Source organism: Paenibacillus sp. FSL H3-0333 (genome assembly GCF_038002805.1).
In the GTDB taxonomy this organism is placed as follows: domain Bacteria; phylum Bacillota; class Bacilli; order Paenibacillales; family Paenibacillaceae; genus Paenibacillus_AQ; species Paenibacillus_AQ silagei.
The window spans coordinates 4,207,085-4,224,172 of sequence record NZ_JBBODG010000001.1 but is presented as its reverse complement, the minus strand read 5'-3'; the positions used below and the strand labels follow the sequence as shown (position 1 = coordinate 4,224,172).

The window sequence follows — 17,088 nt, the reverse complement described above, 5'->3', positions numbered from 1 at the left end:
CTGGATGAGATCGTTATAAAGCATCCGGAGGATTATTTGGTGCGGGTGATGGTGCATATCGAGGAGCCAGGGCACACTATGAGCTACACACCCTAACAAAAACGGCGACTCCCCCCGGTGGATTCCAGGGCAACGTCGCCGTCTGATTATAGGAGTAGAGATCAGGCTAATTCCCGGTCATCTACATGCCCATGGGATCAGTCGCATTGGACTTAGGCGGGATGCAGTATGTTGGGTTAGTTCTGACAGGTTCATAGTTGTGTCCTTTCGGAAAACACACCCAGCCTCCTTCATGAAGGGTGGCCGGGCGGTTCTAGATTCCCCCTGTAAATGATTAGTTAACAGTAGGGGATACTCTGATTCTGCTTGCATGAAATGTCCAGGTTGCCGGCATCTGCATACACCACCTTAGATGGATTCCATTGTATTATCTCAGTCTACAGGAAAGATGTCCAATCCATGCCGCAGCTGTTCGACACTGGTAATGAAGGAGTCCACGCCACCGGAAGGAGTAAACTGCTCTCCATGGAATCCGAAGATGATCATTGAATCGGCTGCGATGATGCGCCGTATTTCTTTCAGGTATTTTTATAAGAAATACTTATATCGATCTGGAGTTTGTTAATCTTTCTGTTAGAAGAAGCCCTTCGCCTGCTTAATACGGAAGGAAAGCATAAAACTTAAAAGAACGAAAAACAATTGAAGAGACAGAGCCAATATAATCCCAGTCAACAACCCCAAATCCAGTGATTGACTGACGGCGATAAGGCCTCCGCCGATTCCAATGCTTAACCCCGGACTAAATGCATCTGTAAACTGAAGGCTGGCGGCTATCTCTCCTTCCTCACCTGTTGTGGTATGCTGCAGTGCAATCGCTCCGGTCGTAGGATGTGCCAAACCGATGCCGAAGCCAGTGAAAAGCTGTGAAATCACTGCAAATGCGATCCCTCCTTCGGGAAGGCCAACAGCGAGAATGACCGCAGCCACTCCAATAATCATAAATCCAATACCAACGGTTACCCGCTTCTTCCGTCCCGTCCCATGATCCTTGGCATCTAACTTGGACTGGATCCAGGCTGCCGCTGACCAGCTTAATGCACCTGCGGCTACAATTAATCCCGCCATATCCGCAGGAAGCTTTTTCACATCTGTCAAAGCCAGGACAACATAGCTCTCGGTCGCATTATAACTGGCCACAAAGAATCCTCTGGAAGCAATCGTAGCCGGCAAACCTCTTCTGGCACTTAAGGTGCCCTCTGGCAGCAGCTTCCGCAAGGGCTGAATCATGATAAGCAAGCCTGCTGCCGACAGCACCATGCCTTTCCAATCGGTTATGAAGCCCAGCCCAGCCAGCAACATTCCCGCTCCAATAGTCAGTAGTACTGCAAAGCCTTCTTTTCGGTTATTCTTGGACGGTGTATTCACTCTACCTGTAAATTTTCGGAAAGCGGGAAGCGTCAGCAAGACGGCCAAACCAATGAAGGGAAGCACCAGCCAAAAAACAACTCTCCAGGAGATATGCTCCGCTATAAGCCCGGCAATATAAGGGCCAATTAATGCAGGTAAAATATATGCGCCGGAAAACAAAGCAAGTATTCTCGTTCTCAGCTTATCGGGATAACCTACAGTAATGCTGTAATACACACATGTAATGATAGCACCTCCACCAAAGCCTTGAAAAACTCTCCCTATAATTAGGGTAAGCATATTCACGGAAGTAGCCGCAATCACGATGCCGATCACAAAAAATAGTATGGATAGGCCAAACGATGCAAATACGCCGTTTTTGTTAATCCGCGCTCCTATGATCATCGTTCCCAGGATTTGTGCCAACAGAAAAGAGCTGAATATCCAGCCGTATAAATGCAGCCCGTTCAATTTCTGTGCCAGGCTTGGAGCAATTGTAACCACTGCTAAACCTTCAAACGCAACGGTAGTTACAGCAAGAATAATTCCAATGGTTAATGCTCTATACTTGGCGTCGAAAACCCCTGTTTCTTCTGCTGATAGTTCCATCTTACAACTCTCCTTAGAAATAGAATATGCTATTAATAGTCTCAACCATAGTTGCCTCAGCAAGTATTTTGCCAGAAAAGTCTCTCCCTTTTAAGTGCAGAGAAACTCCTCTGTCGGCTATAAGTCTTTTACGTTGTTATAGATTACAGTAAGAACCCTTCGAAACGTCTCAACTTCTTCTTTGGATAACCCCTGGATCGTTTTATTATAGGCTTCATTGGAAGGGGCCAGAATTTCATCTTTAATATCTCGTCCTTTAGGCGTTAAATATACACGCAAAGACCTTCTATCCGTTTCATGAACCACACGATATATAAACTCCTTCTTTTCCAGCTTAAACAGCATTCGTGCAACATTAGTCTGGTCCTTGTGCAGTCTCTCGGCAAGTTCTTTTTGCGTGATTCCTTCCTTTTCCCATAGTACGATTAGGATTTCCCACTGATCCACTGTGATGTCAAACGGGTTAACTACCTTTTGATAGTAATTATTCAATTTAAGTGCCGCGCGCTGCACATTCACACCAATATATTGTTCTAATTCCAAGGTTGACCTCCTTGATAGCAGTCATGACTATAGTTGCTGCGACCATTATAATCTCACCTCATTCCCGTGTCAAATCATTTAAAGATCAGTCTTTATATATAAATAGAGCCCCTAGAAGTTCTAGAGGCTCGTAGTATTAATATATTTAATTGCCAGTCATCTTCTGATACATGCTCTCCGAAATGGTTCTTCTGGCGGTTACGTATCTATCCTTGTAGTAGCTCGAAGACAGCTTGGTGATGGTTACTCCATTATTGCTTGAGGAATGTGCAAATTGGTTATCCCCCACATAGATGCCTGCATGCGAGATGCCGTTGCCTCCGGTGTCGAAAAAGACAAGATCTCCCGGACGTAGATCGGACTTGGCTACATATTCGCCTGCGCTCGCCTGCGACTTGGATGTTCTCGGAAGATCTAAGTTGAACTTGCCAAATATGTATATTATAAATCCGGAACAGTCAAACCCTTCAGATACCTTGGTGCCCCCCCATTTATATGGAGTGCCCATAACCTCATTAACCTCTTGGTCAAGCCTGGAGCTGTTATCCGCAGATGCTCTTTCGGATCCAAACGATAGCAATAGTACAATACCCAGTAGCCACACGATTCCTTTCTTCAAAAAGAACTCAGTCTCCTTTCTTGCCGGCTAATGCTGCCTGACATATATTAATTTTTTGTAACTATTATGAATGATAGTTTAATATTCTTCGTTCGTCAACCCCTTCGGTGCTTTTTGAAAGAGTTTACATCCCCTGGCGCAGGTTAATCTCCCGTATCCGCGTAAGCGGTACCTTCGGCTCGCGCTCCGCGGTCATTAAGCCGTTGACCTCATCCTGAACGTCTGTAACCTGCGTATAACAGTAGCCGGAGATGAACGGAATCGCCTGAATCGCCCGGGTCAAGCTGCCGAACCGCTCCACAAAAGCTTCCTCGCTATCCACCTGCTGGCCATAACCCCAGCCGTGCTCGCTCTTGAACGCAATCCCCCCATATTCGCTGATGATGATCGGCTGCCCCTTATAGCTGTAACCTTCTGCAAAAGCAAACTTCCATTCGTTATACGTGCCGCTGCTGCCGGTAATAGAGTCTTTGTCCCTGTAAGTTTCATATAACGCTTCGCCCCGCTCCACATAATCATGCAGGGTCAGAATGTCGGACACGGTATGCTCCCAGCCGTCATTCGTAATCACCGGCCGATAAGGATCGATAGATTTGGTCAAATAATAGATACCCTCCGTGAATGTCTGCTGCCGGACGTCATGAAGGATATTCTGCACTCCCCACGATTCGTTAAAAGGCACCCAGGTGATGATGCACGGATGATTATACTGCTGCCGCACGACCTCCAGCCATTCGTTGGTGAAACGCTCCATAGCCTCGTCATTAAATTCATAAGCCGCCGCCATTTCAGACCAGACCAATAGCCCCTTAACATCGCACCAGTACAGGAAGCGGGCATCTTCAACCTTCATATGCTTACGCAGGCCGTTGTAGCCCATCTCCATAATCGCCTCAATATCTTGAATCAGCGCTTCTTCAGACGGCGGAGTCAAATGAGTATCGGTCCAGTAGCCCTGGTCCAGGATCAGTCTTTGATACAGCGGGAGGTTGTTCAGCAGGATCTGGCCCCCCTTGATCGAAATGCTGCGCATACCGAAATACGAGCCTACCCGGTCAATCTCCTGTTCACCCGCATACAGCACGAATTCGATGTCAAAAAGGTTCGGATTCCCCGGTGACCACAGGTTCTGCAGCCAAGGGCCGTTAATGCCCTCCATCATGCTAACTTCCACAGTCATCCTCGCTCTGTCCACCGACAGGCTAAGCTTATTTACTCGTTGGCCCTGAAACGTAATTTCCGTCTCCAGCCGGAGATCCTTTGCTTCGGTCAGGCCTTGCATGTGGTAATCCAGCCGGAGCATTTGGCGGTTAATGTCTGGCGTCATTTTCACTGAATCCAGCCGGGTAGCGTGGACATGCTCCAGCCAGACACTCTTCCAGATGCCTGTCGTCTGCACATAGAATGAATCGTGGTTCCGGCCCGCCCAGCGCTGCTTGCCCCGGGGCTGCAGACAACTGTCGCTGTCAGTCACCATCAGCACAATCTCGTTCACGCCATCCTGCCTGAGCAGATCGGTAATATCGAAGGAGAACCGGCTATACGCCCCCTCATGCTCTCCTGCATAGCCGCCGTTCACCCAGCAGACCGCCTTATAATCCACGCCTTCAAAATGCAGCACCGTCCGCTTCCCTTCTACCGCCGGGGACAGGACGAGTTGCTTGCGGTACCAGATCCGTGGGTGGAAGGTCTCCTCACCGATGCCGCTGGCCGCTGTCTCGTAGGTGAATGGAACGTTAATGGTATGTGTGGCCGGAAAATAATCCATCCAGCGCGCCGCAATGCCTGCGTGATCATCATCGAAGCTAAAGTCCCATTCTCCGTTCAGATCCAGCCACTGGCTGCGGACAAATTGGGGTCTCGGGTAGTTCGGGGTATAGAATTTCGTAGCTGCTTTCGTCGTTGTTCCAGTCATATTAGAATTAACCCTCTTTCTCATTACTGAAGTATTCTCCATATTCACTATCACAGAGTACTCCCTTGTCCCGGGAAAGAAAATGAATTATTCTATTGATTGACTGATCTATCATCTAAAAGGTGGAATTGTGTATGATCACCCTAAAGCGGTGCGGTTCGAATGTTATTCATCCAGAGGGCATGACGATTGACCGCCCGGAAGGCTCCGGCGATTACGTCTTTGTATTCTTTCGGAGCAAGATGGAGCTGAGGCTTCAGACGCGGAGCGTCTATGCTGAACCGAATACTTACATCATCTATAACAGAAACAGCCACTACTTCTACAGAGACGCAGAGCTGCCGCTGGTGCATGACTGGTTTCACTTCGAGCTGGAGGGGGCGAATGCTTGGTTTGAACGCTTGAAGCTGCCGCTGGACACCTTAATGAAGGCCCATGACCCGCTCTATATCACTAGAAAAGTGAATGAGCTTCACTGGGAGAATCTGCAGAACGGCAGCTTCCGCCAGGAGATTATCGACTCCATTATTCGTTGCCTGTTCATGAAGCTTAGCGATATGCGGCATCATGTGGAGGCCAGCCAGCCGGTCAGCAAGTACTATGATTCATTCCTGAACCTGAGAAATGAAGTGCTCAGTTCCCCCTCCACCTGGTACTCTGTCGAACAGCTCGCGGAGCGGATGAACATGAGCCCGTCCTATTTTCAGCAGATCTATAAGCAGATCTTCGGCATTCCGGCCGTCAGCGACATCATTCAGAACCGGCTGGGGCATGCGTCCTATTTACTGAAGAGCACCACGTATAGCGTCTGCCAGATCTCTGCGAGTTGCGGCTATGAGAACGATGTCCATTTCATGCGGCAGTTCAAGAAGTTCACCGGCCAGACGCCGAGTGAATATCGAGTGCAGGGCTGATGGCGAAGGAAGAGTGGCTCGGGGTTATTGGCTTAGATGAGCGGGATTAACGATTCCGTAATAAACCAAATCCTCATACGAATTAATCTTATGTATTTGATCTTTCAATGTGCCTTCATAGGTCATTCCGCACTTCTGCATAATTCTTCCTGAGGCCGGGTTGGAGGCGAAATGCCGGGCATAGACCTTGTGATACTTCTTTTCGGTAAAAGCAAATTCAATAACCGCTCTGGCAGCCTCGGTTCCGTAACCGTGCCCCCAATGGGCTTCACCGATCCAATACCCGATTTCACCGTTATGATGGGACGGATGTGGAGATGTTATATAAGACGCACTAAAGAAATTAACAAAAAAAGCAAAAGAAGTGGAGGGGAAATTTGGAACTGGAGGAGCGATAGCGTCCGCCTGAAAGCTTTCCGAAGGAAAGCTCGCATCGTAAGCAAAGGCTGTGTTTGGATTTCTACCGCGAGGAGCGGTTATAATCAGGAAATCCAAACACAACAGCGGCCGGAGGGCCAAATGTTCACCGCAGCGACGACCATGCTGTAAGTGCTAATCTTAAGTGCTTCTTATATAATCAAAGATAATCAAAAAATCCACATGATCACAACAACAATCAAAGCAATAACAGCTACTGCAATTACCAGATCAGAGATCTGCCGCCAGAATCCCTGAGGCCCTTCGTTATGAAGCTTCTGTTCATTGACGTCATGATTGGCTTTGTGCCCGCCGGGATCAGTCGAATTCGCATGAGGTCCCGGATTGAAGAAATCAGTCATTACAATCGCCTCCCTTTCCCTCAATTATACACCATTTAATCTCATTTATGGTAAACAGAAAGACTTTGGCTTAGCTAACATTTGAATTTTGGCTTTAAATATCCTATTTTAAAAAGATAGAGTTTCAGCAGTTAACGGAAGAGGCGAACACATTATGGGCGATATACATGAGAGGATGTCAGCGGGAACCCGGGCTTTGATCGAGGATAACTTCCTCCAGCTCATGGAGCAGGAAGGATTTCACAAGGTGAGCGTACGCCAGCTGGCGCTTAGAACACATATTAACAGGGGAACGTTCTATCTGCATTTTACAGATAAATACGATCTCCTGGAGCAGCTGCAGAGGGAAATACTGACAGGTCTGGAGCAGGTGATGGTTGTCAAAATCGTACGTGAAGAGATGTCCGGGCATTATCTGAAGGGCTTGCCCTATCCGCCCTTGGTGCATATCCTTGAGTATCTGCACCAGCACGGCGAGCGTATCCGCTTATTTCTCGGAGCTAAAGGGGATGCGGCATTTCCGGGGCAATTCAAGGAGGTTATCAAGCGCAGCTTCTACCGGAAGCTGGAGATGAATGGCGTATTTACCGACCACCCGGCGGTTCCTCCAGAGTATCTCGCTGCGCATTCCGCGTCCATTTTTCTCGGAATTACGGAAGAATGGCTGCACAGCGGGATGCCTTATACTCCGGAGGAGCTGGCGGTGATCTATAATGAGGTCTTATTCATGCAGTCGACTCTGATCGCTAAGTCTTAAATCGTAATCAGTACCTTACCACGGAGCTTACCGGCCTCGCTCATGGCATGTGCGGCAGCCAGCTCGGCCAGCGGCAGACGGCCGGTAATCCAGAGCTTCAGCTTGCCCGCATCCACCAGCTCTGCAACCCGCGTCAGCAGCGTGCGATCCTCTTGTGCAAACAGCCGGTGTGCCTTAACGCCAAGCTGCGCTGCCAGCATTTCGTCCGCAGGATTCACCGCCGAGATCAGCGCTCCTCCCTCTTTTAGCAGCGGCAGCCATGTGTTGAGTACCTCAGTGCTCTCAGGGGACAGATTGAGGATCAGATCCACCTTATCCTTCAGCTTGTCCGTGACGCTCTCCTTGGTGTAATCAATGATTTCGTCAATCCCCAGCTCCTGAAGCATCGGCATACTGGCCGCCGAGGAAGTCCCGATAACATACGCTCCATGCTGCTTGGCAAATTGCACTGCATAGCTGCCTACCCCGCCAGCGGCTCCGGCAATCAGTACACGCCCACCCTGCGGCAGGTTACCATGATCGAATAACCCCTGCCATGCGGTTAAGACACCAATCGGCAGCGCGGCAGCATCGGATAGCTCCAGGGAGACTGGCGCCAGCGCAGCATACTGCGCTTTGGTAACCACATACTCTGCGGCAGCACCGTCCCGGGACATATCGAGTGCAGCATAGACTCTGTCCCCCGGCTGAAAGTCCGTAACCTCTGCTCCTGCTGCCTCCACCGTACCCGACACCTCAAAGTTAGGAATGTAAGGAAATTCATGCGGGAAAATAGCTTGCAGGTATCCCTTGCGGATTTTGACATCTGCCTGATTGAATGCGGTCCCTGCCACCTTAATCAGAATCTCGTCCGCTGCGGGAACGGGGATCGGCGCATCCTCATACCTTAACTCTTCTAGCCCTCCAAATTGATGTATCCGAATCGCCTTCATAGGTGTAGCTTCGTTCACTGCGATCACTCCTCCAGATGAATTGGGAATCCGCGTACCGTTGAAGCAATAGGTGTACTGTTCCTGTAATTCATTGTAGGGTCCCGCCCAAGCGGATACAATCAACATTCAGGCCTGAAGTGTTCATTCTTTCTTCTTACGGGTAGTAGATAATTAGGGAAGGAGCAATGCCTATGGAACATATGGATACGATCGATCTCATCGCCATTCTGGCTCTGGTGCTGGCGCTATTGCTTATGCTCAGTGTGTTCAGTCTGAAGAGACGTGTGAATGAGCTAGAGTCCCGGTTAGCGCAAAGAGATGCTTACGGCGGAATGTACTCTTCCCCGGCTAGCGGCAGAGCTACTGACATCCCGGCTCCCTTATTCGTGCAGAACCCGGAACTGGCACCGGACCTCGAGCGGAGAATCCGCCTGCTCATGGCCGAAGGCAAGAAGATCCAGGCGATCAAGGTCATACGCGAAGCGCGGAATTTGGGCCTCAAGGAAGCCAAGGACTTCGTAGATAACCTGGAACGGGGCGGGAACTTCCGCTGAGTGAACCATGAGTGAATGATCAAGAATGACCTCAGACTGCCACGGGATTGTGGAAGCTGAGGTCATTCTTGGGATGAAGCTCATACCGGCAATGAAGCTAAATATCCTTGTGCATATAAATTCGCGACGAAATCAGATAGGAGCTATAGATAATAATGAGGTATGCCAGCACGCCGATGACTACGGGCAGCATATTGTCTATTTTACCGTCCTGAACCCATTGAGCGACCGCCGGAAACTCTTTGTTCAAGCTTCCAATTGTAGTGAAACTCAGCATAATGACCATCATAAACACTATATTGACGAACTGCATCCCTTTCTGCCCTAACCAGTAATACAGCGGGAGATAGAATGAGGCCAGCAGCGGAATCAGCGCCGTAATCAGGCCCAGCTCTCTCCAGCGCAGCGGTTCATCCAGCTTGCCCATAGTCACCGCAACCCAGTACATGATTAAGGTACAAATGAGACTGAATAGCGAGAGTGGAATGATCGTCAGATATTTCGCTTGAATCAGCCGTTGCCTTGGCACCGGGAGCGTGGCCAGAAACTTCTGGTTGTTATGCTGCATATCAATCGTACAGCCGTTTATCAGGAGCAATAGTGCCGGCAACAACGAGAATACCGTATAGGCTTGTGCACTGGAATATAACATAAGCACAAAATAGGGAATCAGCAGCAAAGCGAACTTCCGGGTAAGAATGAAGTCTTTACGGATCAGCGCTATGGAATTATGCATGGGCTTCGTCCCCTTTTACCGTGTAGTACATAATCTCTTCCAGCGTAGGTGTCTCGCAGAGTGCCGTGTCCCTGAAGTAATGTTCGCCCTCCGCACGATTGCTGATCAGGCCCTCGAATCCCAGCCCGTTCTCCCGCAGCCCCACGAACCACCGCCGGACATCCCGGTCCAGCAGCTCCTTCCCGCCTTTGACCAGCAGATAGCGCTCGCTCAGACTCTCCTTCATCTCATGGAACACAACCCGTCCCTCATTAATGAATACAATATAATCGGCAATCCGGTCCAGATCCGTAGTGTTATGAGTGGAGAATAGAATCGACTTCTTCTCATCCTGGATATGCTCACTGAGCAGCTCCAGCATCTCCCGGCGGAAGATCGGATCAAGCCCCGAAGTAGGCTCATCCATAATCAGCAGATCGGCACCATGGGACAAGGCTACGGCGAGTGAGAATTTGATTTTCATCCCCTTTGACAAGTCCTTAATCTTCTTGCCCGGAGACAGCTTGAACTGCTCCTGAAATCTCAGATATGTATCGTTGTTCCAACCGGGATAGAACGGAGCAATAATGTTCTTCATCTGCTTCACGGTCATATGCTCATAATAGAAGCTCTCATCCGAGACGTAGCCGATCCGCCCCCGAATCGCAGCCTGCTCCTGACGGTTGTTCTGGCCGAAGACCCGGATGTCCCCTTGATCCTGCAAGATTAAGCCCATCATCAACTTGATCATTGAGGTCTTGCCTGCACCATTCGGGCCGATCAGCCCGGTAATGTAACCCTCCTTAATCGATAACGAAATATCCTTCAGCTCAAAACGGTCGTAGCTCTTCGTTACATGGTCCAGCTCAATTACAGTACTCATTCCTGTTCCTCCTCATAGAGCAGCTTCAGCATCTCCGCGAGTTCAGCGTATTCCATGCCCAGTTGTCTGCTCTCGTCAATAATATCCTTCAGCTTGCCCTCTACCATCCGCAGCCGCTGTTCCCGGATATATTCCTGATCGGCCCCGGAGACAAAAGACCCCTTGCCGACAATCGAGTTGATCAGCCCCTCCCGCTCCAGCTCCTCATAAGCCCGCTTGGTGGTAATGACGCTAATCTGCAGCTCCTTCGCCAGTAAGCGGATCGATGGCAGGGGCGTACCCGAGACCAGCTCGCCTTGGAGAATCATCTGGCGGACCTGTCCCACAATCTGGGCGTAGATGGGTTCGCCAGATGTACTTGATATCACGATATTCATGCAGCAGCATCAGCTTCCTTTGTGTTTGTTGTAACTAGTGTATATATGTAATATATACACTATGTCCAGTTGTGTCAATCTCTTAATGTCATCCCCTTAATTAGCCGATCATTCCCTGAGACCGCAGAAAGTGGTATACGATCTCACTCTGCAGCCTTACTCTTAAGGCGTAATCCAAGCTCCAGCAGGTCTCTACGGTCACCGCCCGGGCACCGAGCAGGCGCTGGAAGGCCATCCGTGAAGTTCCTGCACGCTCCCTATGCCGTATGTTGAAGCGGTAAGCTCTATTAGTGATCGTCTGATTCATCCGCATCACAATTTGCTTCGCCAGTCCATGCGCCCGGCTGACCGGGCTGATGATCAAGGTCTGGCCGACCCGCTTCGGATTCAGCTCGGACAACCCGTTCGCCTCATGCAGATCCAGTACCCACGAGGGACGGTAGCGCAAGGCAAGCTGCCATACGGCTGCCGACAATGGATGACGGGCCGGGGCGCCTTGTCCGCGCGGGAAGGTACGGTTCAGGTCGGGCTTCCCGCGAATCCCCTTGCGCCGTGCGATTTGATTCACCAGCGGGACGATAATCAGCTTTCCTGAACGCAGCATCAGATCTCCCCGGCTGAGCCGGCTGGCGATGCCTTGCGCTGCACGGCTGCTCGCCGGCTCATTGCCGTGAACACCGGAGATGATCATGAATACAGGTCCGGGGACACCGCTGCTAATGACATAATAAGGTGTGGCATAGGGCGTTCCTGCCGCCAGCGTATGCTTCTCTACAGACAATGTGGTTCACCTCGCTCTGGATAATGCGGATCATGTGGATGATGGTATACAAGATTCTGGACAGCACCAACGGTTACTCTGTAATGTATGCGGATTACCTGCGGGGGATTGGACGAATAGGACAGCAAAATAACCCCACAAAGTGGAGCTTTAGCGTAGGTGATGACCCAAAAACTTTGCGGGGGCCCCAAAACATATAAATTCTTTCTAAAAAAACCGGACAAGTCCAATATGGACTCATCCGGCTTCTTCTCTGGATGCACGATAGTACTAGCGGGTGTCAAGTAGAAACAGCTTCGTAGTCCTTTTAAAGGACGGTACCGTTTCAGCGAGAAATAGAAGGATAGTTTATAGTGTGAAGCATATAAATTTTATTTTAATAAAACACGACCTGGTTCTTCCCGGCAGACTTCGCCTCATAAAGAGCCTTCTCCGCCTTGGCAATGAAGTCAGACGGGCGGTCAGAGGGAACCGGTACCTTCAACAGGCCGCCTATGCTTACAGTGACCACCCCTTCCTCTTCAAAGCGGTCGCGGGGAATCTGCAGATCAGAGACACCTTGACGGACGGACTCGGCTAATTGCTCCGCCTGGGAGGCGGACGCACCCGCCATCGTGAGAATGAAGTTCGCCCCGCTGAAGCGGGCCACGAAGGTGCCGTGCGTGATGCTGATGATATTCAGTACGTCGGCTACCGACTGGATACAGAGATCGCCGCCCTTCAGCCCGTGTACCGCATTATAGGAATGGAAATCATCGATATCAATCGACAGCAGCAGCAAGGGTTCCCGGGTATTCAGCGTATCCTCCCAGCGATGATCCAGCTCATGCACAAGGGCCTGGCGGTTCGGCAGATCGGTTAGTGAATCGGTCGTCAGATAGCTTTGCATCTGATTGGCCGCATCGATATAGGCTTCACCCTTCGCCTCTGTACCGGTTCCAGTGTTAAGCACCGCCATAACGGATGGTCTGCCGCCATGAATAACCGAGGCCAGACTCAGGCTTACGTCCAGCGGTTGCCCGTCACTGCTCAGGAACTGTCCCTGATCGGATACGAACTGGGTCACATTCTGGCTCAGGTCTGTGAAGTGCTGCTCCAGGGCTGGCCGGTAAGACTCCTGCACATAGTTCAGGAACGGCTGCCCGATCAGGGATTTTCCTTTCTCTTCACCCATCAGCTCCACTGCACGGTTATTGCAGTAGGCGATCACATCATCGGTAATCATGAAGAAGGCTACCGGAGACAGATCCATCAGCTGCAGATACCGCTGTTCGTTGTGGCGCAGACTGCGGGCATTCTGCAGGGCCTGTTCTTCCGCCTGACGCAGTTGGTTCTCGGTCTGTCCACGCAGAATAGATTTGAGCTGAGGCAGAATGTTAAGATGCTGCTCTCTCCACGGAAGTGAGGTGGACTGAACCACCTGCCGCCATTTCTCAAAGGACTTGCGGGGAGACAGGCGCTGTCCGTCATTCTCCTGAATGACAGCCTTAGCCGGATCTCCGGCCCAGTCCACAATCTCGACCACCTCAGGCCTGAACCAGATCATGTAATTCTGGTGTCCTGGAGTCAGGGAGAGATAGATGACACCGGAGGCTTTATTCTTGTAAGCTTTGGCTGATTCATATTCCAGACTGAGCCTGGAGGTGCAGTAGGTGTAATCCTTCGACTTCCCTGCCAGCCAGCCGGCAAGCTCCCGCACCTGCTCCTGGGAGGGTGCTACTCCGAACAGCATCAGCTTGTCCTGATAACACACGGCTGCGCCGGAAGCCTCCATCATACCCAGTAGCGTCTGCTCTTCATCGCCGAGCTGTTCAATCACCCGGGAAGAGCTGACGTTACCTGTGAAAATATCGACAATCCTCATCGCCTTGGTCCGCAGCTCCAGCTCCGTCTGATAATTGTCGAGCTGCTGACGCTGGTACAGCTCACTCGAGAAGAAGGCACCCAGGAAATTACACAGATTACGGATACGGTGCGGGACATACTTGGGAGAATAGTGATGACAGGTGATCAGTCCCCAGAGCTTGTTATTATTGATCAGCGAGATGGTGGTCGTTGCGCCTACCCCCATATTCTGCAAATACTCAATATGGAGCGGAGACACACTACGGAGGATGGACAAGCTGAGGTTCAAGGGCTTACCGGTAAGCGGCTGCAGCACCGGGGTGATCGGAACCGGAAGATAGTTCACATCGACGATTGTCCGCAGCCAGTTGCGCAGATACAGCTCACGCGCCTGCTTCGGAATGTCAGACGCAGGATAATGATGGCCAAGGAACGGTTCCAGTCCTTCTTCCTTGGCTTCCGCAATCACCTTGCCGTTCCACTGTTCATCGAATTCGTAGATCATGACCCGGTCATAACCGAGCATCTCCTTCACCTGCTCGGCGGCGGCCTGGCTGGCTTCGAGACGGTTCGCCGTATGCTTCAGCCGTCCGAAGAACGTGCGGATCCAGTCGAAGTCATTGGAGCTGTCGCTCTGATCGATGGAGGCAGGCTCCAGTTCAACGATCATCAACCCTTCACTTTCGTGAATGATGCAGAAGAAGTCCACCGGCTGATCTGCCACTTTAATCGTTATAACTATATATTGTAAATCTGCTGTTTCTTTCGCATTCACACTGCGTTCAAGCATCATCTTCAGCTGCTCCGGGCCTACCAGGTCAGCCATAGGCGTTCCTAACAGTGATTCTGCAGCTGTTCCCAGTAACTTACCCGTATTCAGACTGGCCTGGACAATCCTAGGAGCTGTGTCCTGAGTTACAGCCAGCAATACACCATGCGGCTGAATAAGTCCGGGAATATGGATGGGCTCCTTCTCACAGTTATTAAGATCCACGGGTTCCTTGGGGTCCAGCCCGGCTTCATTCAACAGGGTCCGGTTCAGCGGCTGATTCTCATGTTCTGTATTAAAATCTGACATAGGTGCAATGCCTCCATTGAAGTAAATGATTTCTAAGCTGTTTTGGCGTAGGTTCATTCTAACTTACTTTGGGCAGCAATAACAAACATAAGTCTGGTCTGCACAGCCTGTTTTGGCTTGTATTACAGTCCTGGAATAATTATGTATAATATGGATGGATAGAGCATAACCTGTGACGGCTAATCCATTCCTATACTCCGAGGTGACCGTAATGCGGCGAACCAAACGTTCAGGTAGAGAGATTGTTTCTTTTCTGCTAAGCGCCTTCTCCATACTGATCATTGCCTTCTTCCTCATCCGCTATGTGCTTCAGACCGTTTCATTCGCACCTTAACAGCCTGCCCACGCAAAAAGGAGCATTTGGGGGAAATGCTCCTCTTCGGCTTGCATATACCAAGTATTAGGTTGCACTTCCGGAAGAATTGTAATCCGAAAGTCTTACCAATAATTTACCTTAAAAACCTCAATAATACAAGTATTTCCTTCTATTCCAGTGAAAATGCGACTAATTCATAACTGCGCTTCGCCGCTTGGCTGCGCATCCGGGGATTTGGGGCGCATCAGGCTTTGCCGCCTGATCTATAGGCCCCTTATAATGAACCTACTCTGCGCAGAGAATAACCGAGAGAAGGAACATTCACATGGAGGCTAATCCCCTGTTACAGCGCAAGACCGCACAATTTACACATCTCGTTACCGAAGGCACTCATTATGAGGTCGGACGCGCCTTGGGCGCCCATCATAAGAATAACTCCGCCATGCTATCCTTCTTGTCCTCCCCCTTCATAGGAGCCTCCCCGCTGACTCCCTATGCTGCGGACAAAGCCATGGAGAGCTTCGAGCGCTACTGCCCCGGCTTGAATGAAGAAATTCAAGGCTTCGCCGATGAGACCGGCGTAGAGGCCGCCCATGTCGTATTCTATTATTCCTATTTTCAGGCACCGGGCCACTGCACACAGGCAGCCTACCGAACTGGAGCAAGTGGGGAACAGAGCAGACATATCTGTCATATGCGTAATTATGATTTTGGCTGGGAGGATGAGCCGTATAATCAGCTGCTGCTCAGCACAACCCGGGTGAAGGGCAAACCGGCGCATACCGGCTTTGCGCTGCAGCTGTTCGGGCGTTATGACGGGATGAATGAGGCAGGGCTTACCGTAACCACCACCTCGGGGAGAGTCCGGCCGGAGATGACCGGGGAGGGCTTTATTTTTCCAGGCGTAGTCCGGGCCTTGCTGGATCAATGTACTACCGCGGAAGAAGCGGTCCAGCTCATGCGCAGCATGCCGGTGGCTGACTACAGAAACTTCCTGATCTCTGACGCCCAAGGGAACATCGCCCTTGTGGAGACGGCTGGTACCGGGAAAGCGATCCAATATCATCCGGCTGCTGCCAGCTTAAGCACAAGCCAGCTTGTGCTCTCGGCGAACCATTACACCCTGCCCTCCATGCAGCTACACAATCAGCAAGTCATGGAGAACTCATGGACAAGATATGACGCGCTGCGTGCAGCACTTATGGACGATAACACCCCTATCAATCCTGTAGAAGCCATGAAAGCCGCCGCAGGAAGGGAATATCCCGAGGGGATCTGCTGTCACCATTACAGCGAAGGCTTAGGCACCCTATGGTCCATGGTCTGTGACAACACCGCCCGCGAGCTGCATATCTGCTTCGGTTCCCCGCAGTTAAACGGCTGGAGAACATTCGGGTTCCATGACCCGGCGGGAATGCGTGTATACGAGGCAGTACTGCCGGACAAGCGTTCCGCTGAGGGATTCTGGACCCCTACCCGGTAACATTACCTCATTCTTGCTGCTGTGACGCCTTCCGCAGAATAGACTGCACAAACGCCGTCTTCCCGTCACAATAGGCATCAATGTCATAACGGTACTCTTCAGCCAGCCGCTGCTTGACCGCCTGATATTCCTCCCGGGCAGCGGGATGGCTGCGCAGATAATCACGGAACCGGATATGCTCCACGTAACCCTTGCCGTCCTTGGGACATACATAAAGATGGTATTTCATGAATCCGTCATCCTGGTTGCTCTTGAAGGCTTCCCGGCCCTCAATGCCCATATTACCCTGATGCTCATAACCGAATGCATGCAGTCTGCGGATGATCTCCGGCAGCTGGTCATAGCTCTCCATCACCAGATCGATATCAATCACAGGCTTGGCCCACAATCCTTCAATCGAGGTGCTGCCCACATGCTCCGCTGCGATAATCAGATCTCCGGCGATCTCCAGCATCCGCTTCTCAATTCTGCTATATTCCGCCTTCCAGGCCGGATCATACGGAACCACCTCTACAACCTTAGTCTTCTCAGCCATAATCCCTCTCCTCCTTCGATTTTATCCATACACTATAGTTCTACAA

The 17,088-nt window shown here is 50.7% G+C and carries 18 protein-coding genes; 5 read left to right on the top strand and 13 right to left on the bottom strand.

What is annotated here, in order from left to right; translation table 11 throughout:
• Positions 1-633 precede the first annotated feature (633 nt).
• The 4 genes from MHH78_RS19175 to MHH78_RS19160 all read right to left on the bottom strand — a co-directional run bounded on the left by MHH78_RS19175 (position 634) and on the right by MHH78_RS19160 (position 5,093).
• On the bottom strand, positions 634-2,016 hold the full coding sequence (locus MHH78_RS19175; RefSeq protein ID WP_341168432.1) for an MFS transporter: 1,383 nt from the start codon (positions 2,014-2,016) through the stop codon (positions 634-636).
• Positions 2,017-2,133: 117 nt separating this feature from the next.
• Complete coding sequence (locus tag MHH78_RS19170) at positions 2,134-2,559, bottom strand: MarR family winged helix-turn-helix transcriptional regulator (RefSeq protein ID WP_076074967.1); 426 nt, start codon at positions 2,557-2,559, stop codon at positions 2,134-2,136.
• Positions 2,560-2,704: 145 nt separating this feature from the next.
• Entirely contained in the window at positions 2,705-3,178 is a 474-nt protein-coding gene (locus MHH78_RS19165) for a C40 family peptidase (protein ID WP_341168431.1), read from the bottom strand.
• 124 nt (positions 3,179-3,302) lie between these two features.
• A complete protein-coding gene (locus MHH78_RS19160; RefSeq protein ID WP_341168430.1) occupies positions 3,303-5,093 on the bottom strand; it encodes a glycoside hydrolase family 2 protein in 1,791 nt (596 codons plus the stop codon).
• Positions 5,094-5,227: 134 nt separating this feature from the next.
• On the opposite strand from MHH78_RS19160, the gene MHH78_RS19155 reads away from it, so the two are divergent.
• Positions 5,228-6,007 (top strand): helix-turn-helix domain-containing protein, encoded by a 780-nt coding sequence (locus tag MHH78_RS19155; RefSeq protein WP_076074960.1) that lies wholly within the window; start codon positions 5,228-5,230, stop codon positions 6,005-6,007.
• A gap of 24 nt (positions 6,008-6,031) precedes the next feature.
• Here the strand turns inward: MHH78_RS19155 and MHH78_RS19150 are convergent, their stop codons facing one another.
• On the bottom strand, positions 6,032-6,502 hold the full coding sequence (locus tag MHH78_RS19150) for a GNAT family N-acetyltransferase (protein ID WP_341168429.1): 471 nt from the start codon (positions 6,500-6,502) through the stop codon (positions 6,032-6,034).
• Positions 6,503-6,594: 92 nt separating this feature from the next.
• Positions 6,595-6,786: a hypothetical protein gene (locus tag MHH78_RS19145; RefSeq protein ID WP_076085806.1), complete on the bottom strand. Its 192-nt coding sequence runs from the start codon at positions 6,784-6,786 to the stop codon at positions 6,595-6,597.
• 154 nt (positions 6,787-6,940) lie between these two features.
• On the opposite strand from MHH78_RS19145, the gene MHH78_RS19140 reads away from it, so the two are divergent.
• Positions 6,941-7,543 carry a TetR/AcrR family transcriptional regulator gene (locus MHH78_RS19140; RefSeq protein WP_341168428.1) on the top strand — a complete coding sequence of 201 codons (603 nt, stop codon included), beginning with the start codon at positions 6,941-6,943 and terminating at the stop codon, positions 7,541-7,543.
• On the opposite strand, the gene MHH78_RS19135 is transcribed toward MHH78_RS19140, so the two are convergent.
• A complete protein-coding gene (locus MHH78_RS19135; protein ID WP_341168427.1) occupies positions 7,540-8,493 on the bottom strand; it encodes an NADP-dependent oxidoreductase in 954 nt (317 codons plus the stop codon). The two genes, MHH78_RS19140 and MHH78_RS19135, sit on opposite strands and share 4 nt — an antisense overlap.
• A gap of 173 nt (positions 8,494-8,666) precedes the next feature.
• Between MHH78_RS19135 and MHH78_RS19130 the strand changes: the two genes are divergently transcribed.
• On the top strand, positions 8,667-9,029 hold the full coding sequence (locus MHH78_RS19130; protein WP_341168426.1) for a ribosomal protein L7/L12: 363 nt from the start codon (positions 8,667-8,669) through the stop codon (positions 9,027-9,029).
• A 97-nt stretch (positions 9,030-9,126) separates the two neighbouring features.
• Here MHH78_RS19130 and MHH78_RS19125 read toward each other — a convergent pair whose 3' ends face one another.
• The 5 genes from MHH78_RS19125 to MHH78_RS19105 form a co-directional block, all read right to left on the bottom strand.
• On the bottom strand, positions 9,127-9,765 hold the full coding sequence (locus MHH78_RS19125; RefSeq protein ID WP_341168425.1) for an ABC-2 transporter permease: 639 nt from the start codon (positions 9,763-9,765) through the stop codon (positions 9,127-9,129).
• Positions 9,758-10,627, bottom strand: a complete 870-nt coding sequence (locus tag MHH78_RS19120) for an ABC transporter ATP-binding protein (RefSeq protein ID WP_341168424.1) — start codon at positions 10,625-10,627, stop codon at positions 9,758-9,760. The genes MHH78_RS19125 and MHH78_RS19120 overlap by 8 nt, the downstream gene beginning before the upstream one ends.
• The gene (locus MHH78_RS19115) at positions 10,624-11,004 is read right to left on the bottom strand and encodes a GntR family transcriptional regulator (RefSeq protein WP_340940476.1); all 381 of its coding nucleotides are present in this window, start codon (positions 11,002-11,004) and stop codon (positions 10,624-10,626) included. Before MHH78_RS19115 ends, MHH78_RS19120 begins: the two co-directional genes overlap by 4 nt.
• Before the next feature lie 100 nt (positions 11,005-11,104).
• Complete coding sequence (locus MHH78_RS19110) at positions 11,105-11,785, bottom strand: succinylglutamate desuccinylase/aspartoacylase family protein (protein ID WP_076085775.1); 681 nt, start codon at positions 11,783-11,785, stop codon at positions 11,105-11,107.
• 376 nt (positions 11,786-12,161) lie between these two features.
• Positions 12,162-14,708: a diguanylate cyclase domain-containing protein gene (locus MHH78_RS19105; protein WP_341168423.1), complete on the bottom strand. Its 2,547-nt coding sequence runs from the start codon at positions 14,706-14,708 to the stop codon at positions 12,162-12,164.
• A 211-nt stretch (positions 14,709-14,919) separates the two neighbouring features.
• Here MHH78_RS19105 and MHH78_RS19100 point away from each other — a divergent pair, with 211 nt between their 5' ends.
• Together MHH78_RS19100 and MHH78_RS19095 are read left to right on the top strand one after the other, a co-directional pair.
• Positions 14,920-15,042, top strand: a complete 123-nt coding sequence (locus MHH78_RS19100) for a hypothetical protein (RefSeq protein WP_268748454.1) — start codon at positions 14,920-14,922, stop codon at positions 15,040-15,042.
• Between the two features lie 307 nt (positions 15,043-15,349).
• Positions 15,350-16,507: a C45 family peptidase gene (locus MHH78_RS19095; RefSeq protein WP_341168422.1), complete on the top strand. Its 1,158-nt coding sequence runs from the start codon at positions 15,350-15,352 to the stop codon at positions 16,505-16,507.
• A gap of 7 nt (positions 16,508-16,514) precedes the next feature.
• Here MHH78_RS19095 and MHH78_RS19090 read toward each other — a convergent pair whose 3' ends face one another.
• On the bottom strand, positions 16,515-17,042 hold the full coding sequence (locus MHH78_RS19090) for a GrpB family protein (protein WP_341168421.1): 528 nt from the start codon (positions 17,040-17,042) through the stop codon (positions 16,515-16,517).
• Positions 17,043-17,088: the final 46 nt, after the last annotated feature.